The following is a 13907-nucleotide window of genomic DNA, read 5'->3' as shown; positions in this document are numbered from 1 at the left end:
GTGCAGGCGGGGGAACAGCCGGGTGACGGCCTGGCTCCAGGCATCCGCCGGCTGCGGCGGCCGCGGCGGGACGAAGGAGCGGTAGCTGCGGAACGCCAGGCGCGCATCCGACTTGCCGGCAGGCAGGCCGGCCGCCGTCGCCGCCGGGGGCGGCTCGCGGCACATCACCCAGCTGGTCAGCTCGACCGTGCCGTGCGGACACAGGCTCTCGCCGCGGACCAGCAGCACCCAGCGGCCGGCATCGTCGAAATAGCCGTGGTCGATGGCGTCGATCTCGGCCTCGGGCCCTCCCGGCTGGCGCAGCGCCGCAGTCGAGGAATGCTTGAACGGCGGCGGCGACATCGGATCGAAGCCGGCCAGTTCGAAGTTGGTGCGGATGGCGAAGGTCGCGTTGGTCTCCACTGCGCCGGCGGGCAGGGTGCCGCGCACCAGCACCAGCGAGTTGAAGGGCCCGGGGCCCGGGACGGCGCTGCGCAGCACCGGCTGCAGCTCGGCCTCCAGCCCGTGGTCGTCGACATCGGCCGGCAGCGCGGCCGGGTCGAGGCGGATCGGATCTCTGGCGTCGAGCATCTGCATGATGGCGTCTCGGAAGCCGTTGCGAGGAAGCCCTTCCGATGCCAGCGAACCACGCGCCGCCCGCCGGGGTCGTCCTACGTTCGTAGGATGCCGGTGAAAAAATCTTTCCGGTCGGGATCTAGTTTCGGTCCCGCCCCAGCAGCACCGCCACCGCCTGGGCCCGGTTGGCGGCGCCCAGCTTCTCGTACAGGTTGCGCAGGTGGAACTTGACCGTGTTCGGCGACAGGCCGAAGCGGCGGGCCAGCCCCTCATTGCTCAAGCCCTCGGCCAGCCGTTCCAGCAGCTCACGCTCGCGCCCGGTCAGGCAGGCCAGCGGATCGGCCGCCGCCGCCCTACCGAGGTCGAGGAAGGGGAACATCATCCGGCCGCGCGCCACCTCGGCCACCACGTCCAGCAGGTGCTCCGGCGGCTCGGATTTCGACAGGAAGCCGGCGGCGCCCAGCTGCATCGCCGTCCGCGCCACGCCCAGATCGGCGCCGGTGTAGACGACGATGCGGGGGGCCGGCGTCCGGCCCGGGGTGGCCTCCCAGGCCTTCAGCCCCTCCAGCACGGCGCGGCCGTCGCCATTGGCCATCACCCAGCCGATGATGCCGACATCGAACTCGAACCGCGCCACGGCGTCGAGGAAGCGCTCGCCGTCGCTGGCCGAGACCACCAGCTCGAACCGCCGGTCCTCGCCGAACAGCGACTGCAGCCCGCGCAGCACCAGCGGGTTCTTGTCGGCGAAGCCGATGCGGATCGGGTTCGCCTCGGCCCCGCCCAAGGCGGGGGTCAGGTCGGTGAGGGGTAGGGACGGGGGCCTGGTCATCCGGTGCGGGCAAAGATGGGTTCCGCCGGATGCTATCGCGTCCGGACCCCCGCTGTCCGTCGTCCTTGCGACCAAGTCGGCGGGGCAAAGCGGCGCGGCAGCGCGTGAACGCGATGTGTTATTGCGTTAACGCGCGAATCTCGTTCATGATACGTTCTATGGACGAGGCGCAATCCGAACCGATCCGGCCAACCGATCCCGACATGAACTGGACGGGCTGGGCGCTGGACATGCTGCGCGCGGCGGCCGAAACCGACATGCGCTGCAAGCGGTTGACCGAGCGGCAGCAGGAGAGGGCCCATCTGGACCCGAAGGCGCCGCCCGATTTCGGGCTGATCCAGGCGCGGCTCACGCGCTCGATACGGCTGACGATCGCCCTGACCGAGCGGATCCGCACCGGCTTCATGACGCGGCGGGACGAGCGGAAGGCCTCGGGCGAGGAGCAGCGTCGCCGGCAGCGGCGGGAGCGCGCGGCCGGGATGGTGGCCGAGGCGGCGGCGAAGCCCGAGGAGGGCCTGGACGCCGAGTGCATGCGGTCGGTGGCGTGGGAGAAGCTGGTCGAGGACGAGATCCTGGACGCGCAGCTGGACACGCTGTCGGCGGCGGAGTTCGTGCAGGAGGTCTGCCGCAAGATCGGCTACCCGCCGGACCCGATCCGGCTGCCGCAGAGCTGGGACGACATTTTCGAGGCGAAGGCCCCGGCGAAGCCCGCCGATCGCGAGTCCGCGGACGACTGGTTCGTCAAGCCGGACGAGTCCGACACCGGCCGGCCCCGGTCGGAGCCGCCGAATCCGGACAGCAGCTGAAGGCCAGCGTGGCTCGACCGCGTAGGTTGGGTTCGCCTCGCGAACCCAACATCTCGCCGTCGCACCATTGTTGGGTTCGTGTACCGCGAACCCAACCTACGACGCTGGAGAATAAGTGTTTTTGCCTCTCCCGTTTACGGGAGAGGTCGGAGGCGCTTGCGCCTCCGGGTGAGGGGGTTTCGTCGAGGCCGGGGTCCGCCCTCACCCGGTCTCGCTGCGCGAGCCCGACCTCTCCCGCCAGGCGGGAGAGGCAAAACGTCGTTCCGGCCGTGCTGGGCGCGCCCCCTACTTCACCACGAACGTCCCGCGCATGCCCTCGGCCTCGGTGCCGGGGGCGTGGAAGGTGAAGGTGCCGGGGCGGATCGGCACGAAGGAGATGGTGGCCGAGCCCTCGTCGTCGAACTCGATCGAATCCAGGCCCAGCGGCCGCACCTCGATCTTGTTGATCACCACCTCGTTGATCCAGATGTTGCGGAAGAACTCCGGCGCCGCGATCGCCAGCTCGGCGGTGCCGTCGGCCTCGATCGTCCAGCGGTAGTATTTGCCGGCCTCCAGCTCGTAGGGCTTCTCCGGGAAGGGCAGGCCGGAGGACAGCTTCAGCGGCTCCAGGTTGGTGGCGCGGGTGGTCAGCCCGGACTGGGCCGCGGCCGGGCCGGTCAAACCGAGCGCCAGCAACAGGGCGGCGGCGGCCGCGATCGTCGGTGCACGCATCTCAGGGTCCCTCCGTGTCCGGCGGTCCGTCCTGGCGGCGCAACCGCCCGGGACCCGCCCGTTCGGGTGAGTATGGCGGCCCAGCGACGCCCGCGTCCGTTGTCCTTTGGTCCAAGCCGGGCGCGGCCGGTGTATGCTCGGGCGCAGCGATCAGGCCGCCGAGACCACCCGCGCGCGCTCGTCGAGCCAGCCGGGGCGCAGCTCGGGCACCGAGGCCAGCAGCAGCTTCGTATAGGCGGCCTGCGGGGCGCGCAGCACCTGCTCGGTCGGGCCGGCCTCGACGGTGCGGCCCTGGCGCAGCACCAGCACCTCGTGGCTGATCGAGCGGACCACGCCGAGATCGTGGCTGATGAACATCAGGGCGACGCCGAGCTCGCGCTGCAGCTCGGTCAGCAGGTCCAGCACCGCCTCGCCGACCACGGTGTCGAGGGCGGAGGTGACCTCGTCGCACAGGATCAGCTCGGGGTCGGCGGCCAGCGCCCGGGCCAGGTTGACGCGTTGCTTCTGCCCGCCGGACAGCTCGCCCGGCAGCCGATCGGCCACCGCGGCGGGCAGGCGCACGAGATCGAGCAGGCGGTGCAGCCGCTGCCGGCGCTGGCGGTCGCCCTGGCCGTGATAGAAGGCCAGCGGCCGGGCGATGATCTGCGCCACCGTCCGGGCCGGGTTCAGCGCCGTGTCGGCGTTCTGGAACACGATCTGGATGCGGCGCAGCTGATCGCGGCTGCGGCCGCCGAGCGTGGCCGGCAGCGCCTGGCCGTCCAGCAGGACGCGGCCGCGCGCCGCCGGCAGCAGCCCGGCGATCACTCGCGCCAGCGTGCTCTTGCCGCTGCCGGATTCGCCGATCACGCCGAGGGTGCGGCCGCGCCGGATCGACAGGTCGATGTCCTGCAGCGCCGTGACCGGCGGCAGCGCGCCGGGCCGGGCCGCGCCGAAGCCGGCGAGCAGCCCTTCGACCCGCAACAGCGGCACGGAATCGGCCGGCGCCGTCTCCTCGCCGATGGTCCGCTTCGCCGGGGTGGCGGCGGCGATCAGCTGGCGGGTGTAGCCATCCTCCGGCGTGGTCACCAGGCGCTCGGTCGGCCCGGTCTCCTGCAGCCGGCCGTGGCGCAGCACCGCGATCCGGTCGGCGATCTGGGCCACCACGGCGAGGTCGTGCGAGACGTAGATGCCGGTCGTCTTCCGGGTTCGCACCACCGCCTTGAAGGCGCGCAGCACCTCGATCTGGGTGGTGACGTCCAGCGCCGTGGTCGGCTCGTCGAAGATCACCAGCTCGGGGTCGTTGATCAGCGCCATGGCAGCCATCAGCCGCTGCAGCTGGCCGCCCGAGACCTGGTGCGGATAGCGGTCGCCGATCCGGTCGGGGTCGGGCAGGGCCAGCTCGCGGAACAGCTGCCGCGCCTTGGTGCGGGCCGCCTCGGCGGTCATGGTGCCGTGGATCAGCGCGCTCTCGATCACCTGCGCCATGAGGCTGCGCGACGGATTGAAGGCCGCCGCCGCGCTTTGGGCGATATAGGCGATCTGCCGGCCGCGCAGGCCGCGCAAGGTCTTGCGGTCGAGCGCCAGGATCTCGCGCCCGAAGACATTGACCGAGCCGCCGACGATGCGGCAGCCGCCGCGGCAATAGCCCATCGTCGCCAGGGCGATCGTGGTCTTGCCCGAGCCGGATTCGCCGATCAGCGCCAGCACCTCGCCCTGGCGGATGGTGAAGCCGACATCGTCGACGATCACGGCCTCGCCGCCCGCCTCGGTGCGGGCGGCGACGCGCAGCCCGGAGACCTGGACGGTCGCGCTCATCTTAATGCCCCTCGCGGCGGCGGCCGGGCAGGCTGTCGATCAGCAGGTTGACGCCGATGGTCAGCATGGCGATGGCGATGGCCGGCATGATCACGGCCGGCGCGCCCTCGCTCAGCCCCGAGATGTTCTCGCGCACCAGCGACCCCCAGTCCGCATTGGGCGGCTGCACGCCGAGGCCGAGGAAGCTCAGGCTGCTCAGCAGCAGCACGACGAAGACGAAGCGCAGGCCGAAATCCGCCAGGATCGGCCCGACCATGTTCGGCAGCACCTCCTGCAGCATGATGTATCCGGTGCGCTCACCGCGGGCGCGGGCGGCCAGGACGAAATCCTCCGCCGCGATGTTGACGCCGAGCGCCCGGGTGATGCGGAAGCAGCCCGGCAGGTAGATGAAGGCCAGGGTCAGCACCAGGATCGGGGTGGAGGAGCCGAGCCCCGCCACCAGCACCAGCGCCAGCATCTTGCTGGGGATCGAGGTCAGGGCGTCGAGCGTCCGGCTCAGGAGCGCGTCGGGCCAGCCACCGACCGCGGCGGCGAACAGGCCCAGGCACACGCCGGCGCCGCAGGCCAGCAGGGTGGCGAGGCCGGCGATGCCGACGGTGTAGCGGGCGCCGAGCAGGATGCGGCTCAGCATGTCGCGGCCGAGATAGTCGGTCCCCAGCGGGAAGGCGGTGCTGCTCGGCTTGAACACCTCGTAGTCGATCACCGCCCCGGCATCGTACGGGGCGAGAGCCGACCCGAAGGCCGCGACCGCGACGCAGAGCAGGACGATCGCGGCGCCGATCACGCCCGCCGGGGGCAGACGCAGCCGGCGCGATCGGCGCCGGGGCTCGGCCGGATCGAGGGCGGGCTGGGTCATCGGTGGCGCAGCTTCGGGTTGGACAGGATCGTGGCGATGTCGGCGGCGGTGACCAGCAGCAGGTAGACCGCGCAGAACACCATGGCGCAGGACTGCACCACCGGCATGTCGCGCATGGCGACGCTGTCGACCATCAGCTTGGCGATGCCCGGATAGTTGAAGATGGTCTCGACGATGATCACGCCGCCCAGCAGGTAGGACAGGCTGAGCGCCACGGCGTTGGCGATGGCGCCGACCGCGTTCGGCAAAGCGTGGCGCAGCACGATGCGCGCCGGGCTGGCCCCTTTCAGCGCCGCCATCTCGACATAGGGCGACCGCAGCGTCTCGATCACCGCGGCCCGGGTCATCCGTGCCATCTGCGCCACCACCACGAAGGTCAGGCTCAGCACCGGCAGGGCCACGGCGCGCAGGAACTGCAGCGGCGAGGCATGGGCCGGGACGAAGGACAGCGCCGGCAGCCAGTGCAGATGCACCGCGAAGATCAGCACCGCGACGGTGGCGACCAGGAACTCCGGCACCGCCACCACCGAGATGGTGGCGGTGGCCACCGCCCGGTCGTAGATCGAGCCTCGCCAGACGGCGGAGGTGATGCCGATTGCCAGTGCCAGCGGCACGGCGACGGCCGCGACGATGGCGGCCAGCAGCAGCGAGCTGGCCAGGCGGGCGCCGATCAGCGGGCCGATCGGCTGGCGGCTGACCAGCGACACGCCCGGATCGCCGGTCAGCATCCCGCCGAGCCAGTGCAGGAAGCGCTGCGCCGCCGGCTGGTCCAGCCCCAGCGCGGTGCGCAGCCCGGCCACCGCCTCCGGCGTCGCGCTCTGGCCCAGGATCGCCTGCGCCACGTCGCCCGGCAGCAGCTGGGTGGCGACGAACACCACCACGGCGACGAAGACCAGGGTCAGCGCCGCGACGACCAGCCGCCCCCCGATCAGCCTCGCGATCTGGCCGTTCATCCGGACTAGCCGTCCAGCCAGACATACTCGCCGAAGCCGTAGCCCATCAGGGCGCCCGTCGGCATCGGCTTCAGCCCCTTCAGGCTGCTGGTGTAGGCGTCGAGGTTGCTGATGAAGGTCGGGATCGCCACGCCGGACCCGTCGCGCACCATCACCTGCAGGTCGTGATACATCTGCCGGCGCTTGTCCTCATCGGTCTCGGCCCGGGCGGCGACCAGCAGCTGGTCGAACTGGCCGTCCTTCCAGCCGGATTCGTTCCAGGGCGCGTCCGACTTGTAGAACAGCGTCAGCAGCAGGTCGGCGGTCGGCCGCGGGTTGATGTTGCCGAAGCCGACCGGCGACTTCATCCAGTAGTTCGACCAGAAGCCGTCCGACGGCACCCGCTGGACGTCCAGCGTCAACCCGATCTTCTGCGCCTCCTGCTGCAGCAGCACCGCCATCTCCACCGAATTGTCGGCGGCGGGCGAGGCGACGACCGGGATGGTCGTGCCCAGCACCCCGGCCTTCTGGAAGTGGAACTTGGCCTGGTCCGGGTCGAAGGCGCGCTGCGGGATGTCCTTGGCGTAGAAGCGGTTCGAGGACGGGATCGGGTGGTCGTTGGCGATCTCGGCATAGCCGCGATAGATCGCGGACTGGATCTGCTCGCGGTTGATCAGGCTCTTCATGCCCAGCACGAAGTCCGGGCTGCTGCCCGGCGCCGCATCCAGCCGCATGATCAGGTTGGTGTAGTTGCCGGCGCGGGTGTCCAGGACGCCGAAGGCGCCGGTGTCCTGCAACTGCTTGACCGAGCGCGGATTGATGGTCGAGGCCAGCTGCACGTCGCCGGACAGCAGCGCGTTGACCCGGGCGCTCTCATCGGCCAGGCCGAAGAACTCGATCTGGTCGAGCCAGGGGCCGTCGCGCCAGTAGCCGTCGTTGTGCACCGCGACCGAGCGCACGCCCGGCGTGAACTCCTGGCACTTGAACGGGCCGGTGCCGACCGCGGTGGTAAAATCCTTGGTGCCGTCCTTGACGATGTGGAAATGGGCGGTGCCCAGGATCACCGGGAAATCGGCGTTCGGGCCCGACAGCCGAATGCGGACCTCGTTCGGCCCGGTGGCGCTGATCTCCTCCATCGCCGAGGCCAGGGCCTTGGCCTTGCTGCCGACCTCGGGGTCGAGATGGCGCTTCAGGGAATAGACCACGTCCTCAGCCGCGAGGGTCTTGCCGTCGTGGAAGATGACGCCCTTGCGCAGCTTGAAGGTCCAGACCGTCGCCTTGTCATTCTCGATCGCCTCGGCCAGCTCCGGCTGCGGCTCGCCGGCTTCGTCGATCCAGGTCAGCTTGTTGTAGAACAGGTTGCAGCGGACATAGTCGGTCGACGCCGTCTGCTGGGCCGGGTCGAGCGTGTCGGCGGTCGAGCTGGTGTAGCCGGCGACGCGGATGCTGCCGCCACGCTTCGGCGTGTCGGCCAGCGCCCGGCCGGCGTGGGTGAACACCGACCCGCCCGCGGCCAGGCCCATGCCGGCCATCCCCAGCATGCCCAGCACCTCGCGCCGGGTGGCGCCGCCGCGCAGCGCATCCAGGATCCGCCGGCGCTCGGCGGGGCGCATCGCTTCGAAATCGCTGATCTTCGTCATGCCGCCGTCCCTCTGTTGTGCGGGATCACCGATCCCGAGCTCCCTGGTTGTTCTGATGGCCGGGGCATCCCGGACGCGCGGTGTTCCGCGTCGCCCCTCGCAGCTAGTGCCGCGATGCCCTGGTTTCCATCCGATATGATGGCGGTCGTCGTAGGATTGTCAACAATCTTAATGAAGACGATATCGTCCCCGGAACCCGGCTACAGCCCCAGCAGGCCGGGCAGGCCGCTTATGTCCTTGATCTCGTGATAGCCGTAATGGGGGTTGGGCGGTTCGTGCCCGCGATTGACGAACACCTTGTGGGTGATCCGCAGGTCATGCGCGGTCATCAGGTCGTAGCGGAAGCTGGAGGAGCAATGCAGCACGTCCTCCGGCCCGCAGCCGAGCTGGTCGAACATGTATTCGAAGGCCCGCATCCGCGGCTTGTACGCCTGCGCCTCCTGCGCCGTGTAGGCGGCGTGGAACGGGGCGCCCAGCCTGGCCACGCTGTGCGGGATCAGGTCGGTCATCGAATTGGACAGGATCACCAGCGGGATGTGCGCCGCCACCTTGGCCAGCGCCTCCGGCACGTCCGGATGCGGGCCCCAGGTCGGGATGGCGGCGTAGACGGCGTCGGCATCCTCCTCCCGGAACGGCACCTGCCACAGCCGGCAACTGCGCTCCAGCGCGTTGCGCACGACCTCGAAATAGGGCTTCCAGGCGCCCAGCACCTCGTCCAGGCGATAGGCCGAGAAATCGGCGCAGAAGGCGTCCAGCCGCGACGCGTCGACCCGGTCGGCGTAGATCCGGCGGGCCACGGGCGCCATCTCGAAAGAAATCAGGGTGCCGTAGCAGTCGAAGGTGACGTATTTCGGTCTCAGGGCCATGTCCGGTCGCTCCCGCGGATCTGCGATCGGGCCATCCTAGAAGGGGCGGGCCGCACGGCCAGCCCCCTGCGCGCCGCATCGCCGGGCGATCATGCCGTTTGCAGCCGGCCGGATGGCACGACATGCCGATCCGCCATCGGCTTTCGGCGCGACCGCTTCGGCGCGGCAGGGCAGGATGGCGATGCAACGTCAGGAGGCGCGGGATGAAACCGGTCGAGGAGATTCTGGCGGATCTGGTGGCGATCCCGTCCGTCTGCCGCACCCCGAACGGGGCGATCGTCGACTATGTCCGCGCGTATCTCGCCGAACACGGCGTGGCGGCCACGGTGCTGCCGGGGCCGGAGGGCGACCGGGCCAACCTGTTCGCCACCATCGGTCCGGCGGAGGTGCCCGGCACCATCCTGTCGGCGCATCTCGACGTCGTGCCGGCCGCGCCGGAGGGCTGGACCGGCGATCCCTTCGCCCTGCGCCGCGACGGCGACCGGCTGTTCGGCCGCGGCGCGGTCGACATGAAGGGCTTCGTCGCCTGCGTGCTGGCCGCCGTGCCGGCCCTGGTCGCGGCCCGGCTGAAGCGGCCGGTGTACATCGCCCTGTCCTATGACGAGGAGGTCGGCTGCGTCGGCGTGCGCCATCTGATCGACCGGCTGCCGCAGCTCTGCGCCCCGCCGGCCGACTGCATCGTCGGCGAGCCGACCGGGCTGCGCCCGGTGCTGCGGCACAAGGGCAAGATCGCCCGGCGGGTCCGCGTGCGCGGCCGCGCCGGCCATTCCTCCCGCCCCGACCTGGCGGACAACGCCATCCACCTGGCGGCGGAACTGATGCTGAAGCTGCGGGACGAGACCCGGCGGATCGAAGCCGAAGGCCCATTCGACGACCGCTTCGCGCCGCCGGTCTCGACCCTGCAGGTCGGCATCGTGTCCGGCGGCACCGGCGTCAACATCGTGCCGGCCGAATGCGTCTTCGACCTCGAGGCTCGCGCCATCCCCGGCACCGACCCCGCTACGCTCTGGAGCCCGATCGCCCGCTTCGCCGAGGACCGGGTCGCGGCGCTGCGGGCCGAGGGGCGGTCGGTCGCGGTCGACAGCGAGACCCTCGCTTTCTACCCGGCGCTCGACCTCGCCGACGACCATCCGCTCGCGGCGCTGGCCGAGGCGATCTCGGGGCAGAAGCGGCAGGCCGCGGTCAGCTTCGGCACCGAGGCCGGCCTGTACCAGCAGGCCGGCGTGCCCTCGATCGTCTGCGGGCCGGGCGACATCGACCGGGCGCACAAGCCGGACGAGTTCATCACCCGGGCCGAGCTGGCCTCGGGCGTCGCCATGCTGGAGCGGCTGGTCGCTCGACTCACAGTATGATTGTTGACAATCCTACGAGTGGCGTGATCAAGCTAATGGGTCGCCGCCGCGACGGGCGCTGACCCGGCGCGCGATCAGGCGGGGCGCGATCAGGATCGATCATGAAACTGGCTTCCTACTGGATGGATTCCGTGACGCCGTTCCAGGGCGCCGCCGCCGGGCCGGTCGAGGGCAAGGTGGATGTCGCCGTGATCGGCGCCGGCTTCACCGGGCTGTCGGCGGCGCTGGCGCTGGCCCGGCGCGGCGCCCGGGTGGCGGTGCTGGACGCCGGGCGAGTCGGCGCCGGCGCCTCCGGCCGGAATGGCGGCCAGTGCAACAACGGCCTCGCGGTCGATTTCCAGGGCGTCGCGGCGCGGCATGGCCTCGACCGGGCCCGGCTGCTCTATCGCGCCTATGATGCCGCGGTCGACACGGTCGAGCGGCTGGTGCGGGAGGAGGGGATCGACTGCGGTTTCCGGCGCACCGGCAAGATCAAGCTGGCCGCCAAGCCGGAGCATTTCGACAAGCTGCAGCGGGCGCAGGAGGTGCTGGCGCGCGAGGTCGACGCCGACACCGCCCTGGTCGCGGCCGGCGACCTGCGGGCCGAGATCGGGTCCGACCGGTTCCACGGCGGGCTCGTCTACCGGAAGAGCGCCAGCATGCATATGGGCCGGTTCTCCAAAGGGCTGGCCGAGGCGGCGGTGGCGCGCGGCGCCGCGATCTTCGAGGACGCGCCGGTCTCAGCACTGGAACGGCGGAACGGCCACGCCCATGAGGTGGTGACCGCCCGCGGCCGGCTGACGGCGTCGCAGGTCCTGCTGGCCACCGGCCCGTCTCGCGCCGGCCCCTTCGCCTGGTTCCGGCGCCGCGTCATCCCGATCGGCAGCTTCGTCATCGTCACCGAGCCGTTGCCGCAGGCGGTGGTGGACGAGCTGATGCCGACGCGCCGGATGGCGACGGATTCGAAGAATGTCGGCACCTATTTCCGCATCACCGGCGACAACCGCCTGCTGTTCGGCGGCCGGGCGCGCTTCGCCGTGTCCAGCCCGCTGTCCGACGCCAAGAGCGGCCGCGTGCTGCAGCGGGCGCTGCGCGCGGTCTTTCCACAGCTCGGCGACGTGCGCATCGACTATTGCTGGGGCGGGATCGTCGACATGACGGCAGACCGGCTGCCCCGGGCGGGCGTGCATGACGGCCTCTACTATTCCATGGGCTACAGCGGCCACGGCACTCAGATGGCCACGCATATGGGCGCGGTGATGGCCGAGGTGATGAGCGGCCGGCCGGAATGCAACGTCTTCCGCGACCTCGACTGGCCGGCGGTGCCCGGCCATTTCGGCCCCCCCTGGTTCCTGCCCCTGGTCGGCGCTTACTATCGGCTGCAGGACGTCCTGCATTGAGCGGGGTATCACGGAAGGCGGGGCAGCGCATGGCACAGGCGAATGGTGGGAAGGTGAAACGGCTGGCGCGCACGACCCTGTCGGGCCAGGTCAGCGAACAGATCCGCGCCTCGATCCTCGACGGCACCTTCCCGCTCGGCGCCCAGCTCAACGAGATGGAGCTGGCGGCCAGCTTCGGCGTCAGCCGCGGGCCGGTGCGCGAGGCATTGCAGCGGCTGATCCAGGAAGGGCTGCTGCGCAGCGAGCCGCATCGCGGCGTGTTCGTGCCGGAGCTGACCGACGACGACCTGCAGGACATCTACTTCGTGCGCAAATCGCTCGAGCTCGTCGCCCTGCGGCGGGTCATGGACCTGCCGGACCGGGCCGCGCTGGCCAAGAGGCTGAAGGCCGTCGTCAGGCAGATGGAGGCCTCGGTCCGGCGCGAGGACTGGTCGCGCACCGCCGAGCTGGACCTGGAGTTCCACCGCGAGCTGGTCGACACCGCCGGCAGCCATCGGCTGTCCCGCGGCTACGCCACGCTGCAGGCCGAGACCATGCTGTGCCTGCACAAGCTGATGGGCGGCTATCGCGGCAACAAGGCGCTGATCGACGAGCACAAGCTGCTGGCCGAGCTGGTCGGCGGCGACGATGCCGAGGCGGCGCTGAAGGAGCTGGACCGGCATTTCGGCGACCCGGTTCGGACGCTGCACAAGGCCAACGCCCTGCGGCAGGGCAAGACCGGCGTCGCCGCCGAGTAGGAGCAGCTTCGTGAGCGCGTCCAGCAACAGGCTCGATCAGATCGACATGCGGATCCTGGTGCAGCTGCAGCGCCAGGGCCGGATGACCAATGTCAACCTGGCGGATGCGGTCGGGCTGTCCACCAGCCCCTGCCTGTTGCGGGTCAAGCGGCTGGAGCAGGCGGGCTACATCGCCGGCTACGGCGCCCATCTCAACCTGGCCAAGCTGGGCGAGACCGTCACCGTCTTCACCGAGATCACGCTGGCCGACCAGACCACGCCCTATTTCACCCGCTTCGAGGCGGCGATGCGCGGCCTGGACGAGGTGATGGAGTGCCACCTGGTCAGCGGCGGCTACGACTATCTGGTGAAGTTCGTCACCCGCAGCCTGTCGCATTACCAGGAGGTGATGGAGGGCCTGCTGGAGCGCCCGGTCGGGATCTCGAAATACTTCAGCTACATCGTGATCAAGACCCCGGTCCGGAAGACCGAGCAGCCGCTGATGAACCTGTTCGCCTGAAGTCAGTACGCCTGCCGGCGGTCGACGACGTTCTCCATCGGCAGCCCGTCCCGGTGCCGGCGGATGGCGCGGATCACCTGGCGGGCGGCGGAGTCCGGATGGGTGGCGCTGGCCACATGCGGGGTCAGCATCACGCGCGGATGCCGCAGCAGCGGGTGGTCGGGGGCGGGCGGCTCGGTCGCCAGCACGTCGAGCATCGCGGCCGAGACCTGCCCGCTCTCCAGCGCCGCCAGCAGGTCGGCCTCGACCACATGCCCGCCGCGTCCGACATTGACCAGCCCGGCCCCGGCCGGCAGGGCTGAGAACACCGCCGCCTTCAGGAGGCCACGCGTCGCGTCGGTCAGCGGCAGCAGGCAGACCAGGATCTCACAGGCCGCCAGGAACTCCGGCAGCGCCTCCGGCCCGGCGAAGCAGTCGACGCCCGGGATCGCTTTCTCCGACGCACTCCAGCCGCGCACGGAAAAGCCGAGGTCGCGCAGCGCCTCGGCGGCGGCCCGGCCGAGCACGCCCAGCCCCATCACCCCGACCGTGCGGTCGGCGCTGCGCCGCACCGGGCGGGGAGCCCAGCGGCCCTCGCGCTGGTCGGCGAGATAGGCCGGGATGTCCCGGTGCAGCGCCAGCACGGCGTAGAGCACGTATTCGACCATCGACCGGGTGAGGTCCGGATCGACCATCCGCACGAGCTGGACCCGCGGCGGCAGGTGGTCGAGGGCGAGGTGATCGACCCCGGCGCCGAGGCCGAACAGCACCTCCAGCTTCGGCACCGACCGCGCCAGATCCTCGGGCGGGATCCAGGCCACCAGATAGGCGGCGTCCGAGGGCGGCGCATCGGGCGACCAGACCTCGAGCGCGATGTCCGGCGCCTCCTTCCGGAACACCCGGTCCCAGACCGCGCCGCGGACCGGGTCGGATTTGTACAGCAGCGTCGCCCGTGGATGCCGATCGCTCATG

The 13907-nt window shown here is 70.8% G+C and carries 14 protein-coding genes; 5 read left to right on the top strand and 9 right to left on the bottom strand.

Features of this window, described 5'->3' with window-relative positions:
- On the bottom strand, positions 1-576 hold a 576-nt coding region (locus ACTOWL_RS06375; protein ID WP_441320363.1), incomplete at its 3' end, for a hypothetical protein.
- Between the two features lie 118 nt (positions 577-694).
- Positions 695-1384 carry a response regulator transcription factor gene (locus ACTOWL_RS06370; protein WP_441320362.1) on the bottom strand — a complete coding sequence of 230 codons (690 nt, stop codon included), beginning with the start codon at positions 1382-1384 and terminating at the stop codon, positions 695-697.
- A 146-nt stretch (positions 1385-1530) separates the two neighbouring features.
- Between ACTOWL_RS06370 and ACTOWL_RS06365 the strand changes: the two genes are divergently transcribed.
- Entirely contained in the window at positions 1531-2190 is a 660-nt protein-coding gene (locus tag ACTOWL_RS06365) for a hypothetical protein (RefSeq protein WP_441320361.1), read from the top strand.
- A 285-nt stretch (positions 2191-2475) separates the two neighbouring features.
- On the opposite strand, the gene ACTOWL_RS06360 is transcribed toward ACTOWL_RS06365, so the two are convergent.
- The 6 genes from ACTOWL_RS06360 to ACTOWL_RS06335 form a co-directional block, all read right to left on the bottom strand.
- Positions 2476-2901, bottom strand: coding sequence for a hypothetical protein (locus ACTOWL_RS06360; protein WP_441320360.1), 426 nt, complete (start codon positions 2899-2901; stop codon positions 2476-2478).
- Positions 2902-3051: 150 nt separating this feature from the next.
- The gene (locus ACTOWL_RS06355) at positions 3052-4695 is read right to left on the bottom strand and encodes an ABC transporter ATP-binding protein (protein WP_441320359.1); all 1644 of its coding nucleotides are present in this window, start codon (positions 4693-4695) and stop codon (positions 3052-3054) included.
- Position 4696: 1 nt separating this feature from the next.
- Positions 4697-5551, bottom strand: a complete 855-nt coding sequence (locus ACTOWL_RS06350) for an ABC transporter permease (RefSeq protein WP_441320358.1) — start codon at positions 5549-5551, stop codon at positions 4697-4699.
- Positions 5548-6504, bottom strand: coding sequence for an ABC transporter permease (locus tag ACTOWL_RS06345; protein ID WP_441320357.1), 957 nt, complete (start codon positions 6502-6504; stop codon positions 5548-5550). Before ACTOWL_RS06345 ends, ACTOWL_RS06350 begins: the two co-directional genes overlap by 4 nt.
- Before the next feature lie 5 nt (positions 6505-6509).
- Complete coding sequence (locus tag ACTOWL_RS06340; protein WP_441320356.1) at positions 6510-8123, bottom strand: ABC transporter substrate-binding protein; 1614 nt, start codon at positions 8121-8123, stop codon at positions 6510-6512.
- Between the two features lie 200 nt (positions 8124-8323).
- Positions 8324-8989 carry a haloacid dehalogenase type II gene (locus ACTOWL_RS06335; RefSeq protein WP_441320355.1) on the bottom strand — a complete coding sequence of 222 codons (666 nt, stop codon included), beginning with the start codon at positions 8987-8989 and terminating at the stop codon, positions 8324-8326.
- Between the two features lie 203 nt (positions 8990-9192).
- On the opposite strand from ACTOWL_RS06335, the gene argE reads away from it, so the two are divergent.
- The 4 genes from argE to ACTOWL_RS06315 all read left to right on the top strand — a co-directional run bounded on the left by argE (position 9193) and on the right by ACTOWL_RS06315 (position 12956).
- Positions 9193-10341, top strand: coding sequence for an acetylornithine deacetylase (argE, locus tag ACTOWL_RS06330; RefSeq protein WP_441320354.1), 1149 nt, complete (start codon positions 9193-9195; stop codon positions 10339-10341).
- Positions 10342-10442: 101 nt separating this feature from the next.
- Positions 10443-11720 (top strand): NAD(P)/FAD-dependent oxidoreductase, encoded by a 1278-nt coding sequence (locus tag ACTOWL_RS06325; RefSeq protein WP_441320353.1) that lies wholly within the window; start codon positions 10443-10445, stop codon positions 11718-11720.
- A gap of 29 nt (positions 11721-11749) precedes the next feature.
- The gene (locus tag ACTOWL_RS06320) at positions 11750-12457 is read left to right on the top strand and encodes a GntR family transcriptional regulator (RefSeq protein WP_441320352.1); all 708 of its coding nucleotides are present in this window, start codon (positions 11750-11752) and stop codon (positions 12455-12457) included.
- A 10-nt stretch (positions 12458-12467) separates the two neighbouring features.
- Entirely contained in the window at positions 12468-12956 is a 489-nt protein-coding gene (locus ACTOWL_RS06315) for an Lrp/AsnC family transcriptional regulator (RefSeq protein ID WP_441320351.1), read from the top strand.
- A 2-nt stretch (positions 12957-12958) separates the two neighbouring features.
- On the opposite strand, the gene ACTOWL_RS06310 is transcribed toward ACTOWL_RS06315, so the two are convergent.
- Positions 12959-13906, bottom strand: coding sequence for a 2-hydroxyacid dehydrogenase (locus ACTOWL_RS06310; protein WP_441320350.1), 948 nt, complete (start codon positions 13904-13906; stop codon positions 12959-12961).
- Position 13907 lies beyond the last annotated feature (1 nt).

This window comes from Inquilinus sp. CA228 (assembly GCF_052078665.1).
Lineage (GTDB): Bacteria > Pseudomonadota > Alphaproteobacteria > DSM-16000 > Inquilinaceae > Inquilinus.
The sequence above is the reverse complement of the archived record's forward strand: the minus strand, read 5'-3'. Positions and strand labels throughout refer to the sequence as shown.

Excerpts from the sequence above, each read along its gene's own strand:
- ACTOWL_RS06370 (WP_441320362.1), bottom strand. The coding sequence starts at position 1,384 with ATGACCAGGCCCCCGTCCCTACCCCTCACCGACCTGACCCCCGCCTTG.
- ACTOWL_RS06365 (WP_441320361.1), top strand. The coding sequence starts at position 1,531 with ATGATACGTTCTATGGACGAGGCGCAATCCGAACCGATCCGGCCAACC.
- ACTOWL_RS06360 (WP_441320360.1), bottom strand. The coding sequence starts at position 2,901 with ATGCGTGCACCGACGATCGCGGCCGCCGCCGCCCTGTTGCTGGCGCTC.
- ACTOWL_RS06355 (WP_441320359.1), bottom strand. The coding sequence starts at position 4,695 with ATGAGCGCGACCGTCCAGGTCTCCGGGCTGCGCGTCGCCGCCCGCACC.
- ACTOWL_RS06350 (WP_441320358.1), bottom strand. The coding sequence starts at position 5,551 with ATGACCCAGCCCGCCCTCGATCCGGCCGAGCCCCGGCGCCGATCGCGC.
- ACTOWL_RS06345 (WP_441320357.1), bottom strand. The coding sequence starts at position 6,504 with ATGAACGGCCAGATCGCGAGGCTGATCGGGGGGCGGCTGGTCGTCGCG.
- ACTOWL_RS06340 (WP_441320356.1), bottom strand. The coding sequence starts at position 8,123 with ATGACGAAGATCAGCGATTTCGAAGCGATGCGCCCCGCCGAGCGCCGG.
- ACTOWL_RS06335 (WP_441320355.1), bottom strand. The coding sequence starts at position 8,989 with ATGGCCCTGAGACCGAAATACGTCACCTTCGACTGCTACGGCACCCTG.
- argE (WP_441320354.1), top strand. The coding sequence starts at position 9,193 with ATGAAACCGGTCGAGGAGATTCTGGCGGATCTGGTGGCGATCCCGTCC.
- ACTOWL_RS06325 (WP_441320353.1), top strand. The coding sequence starts at position 10,443 with ATGAAACTGGCTTCCTACTGGATGGATTCCGTGACGCCGTTCCAGGGC.
- ACTOWL_RS06320 (WP_441320352.1), top strand. The coding sequence starts at position 11,750 with ATGGCACAGGCGAATGGTGGGAAGGTGAAACGGCTGGCGCGCACGACC.
- ACTOWL_RS06310 (WP_441320350.1), bottom strand. The coding sequence starts at position 13,906 with ATGAGCGATCGGCATCCACGGGCGACGCTGCTGTACAAATCCGACCCG.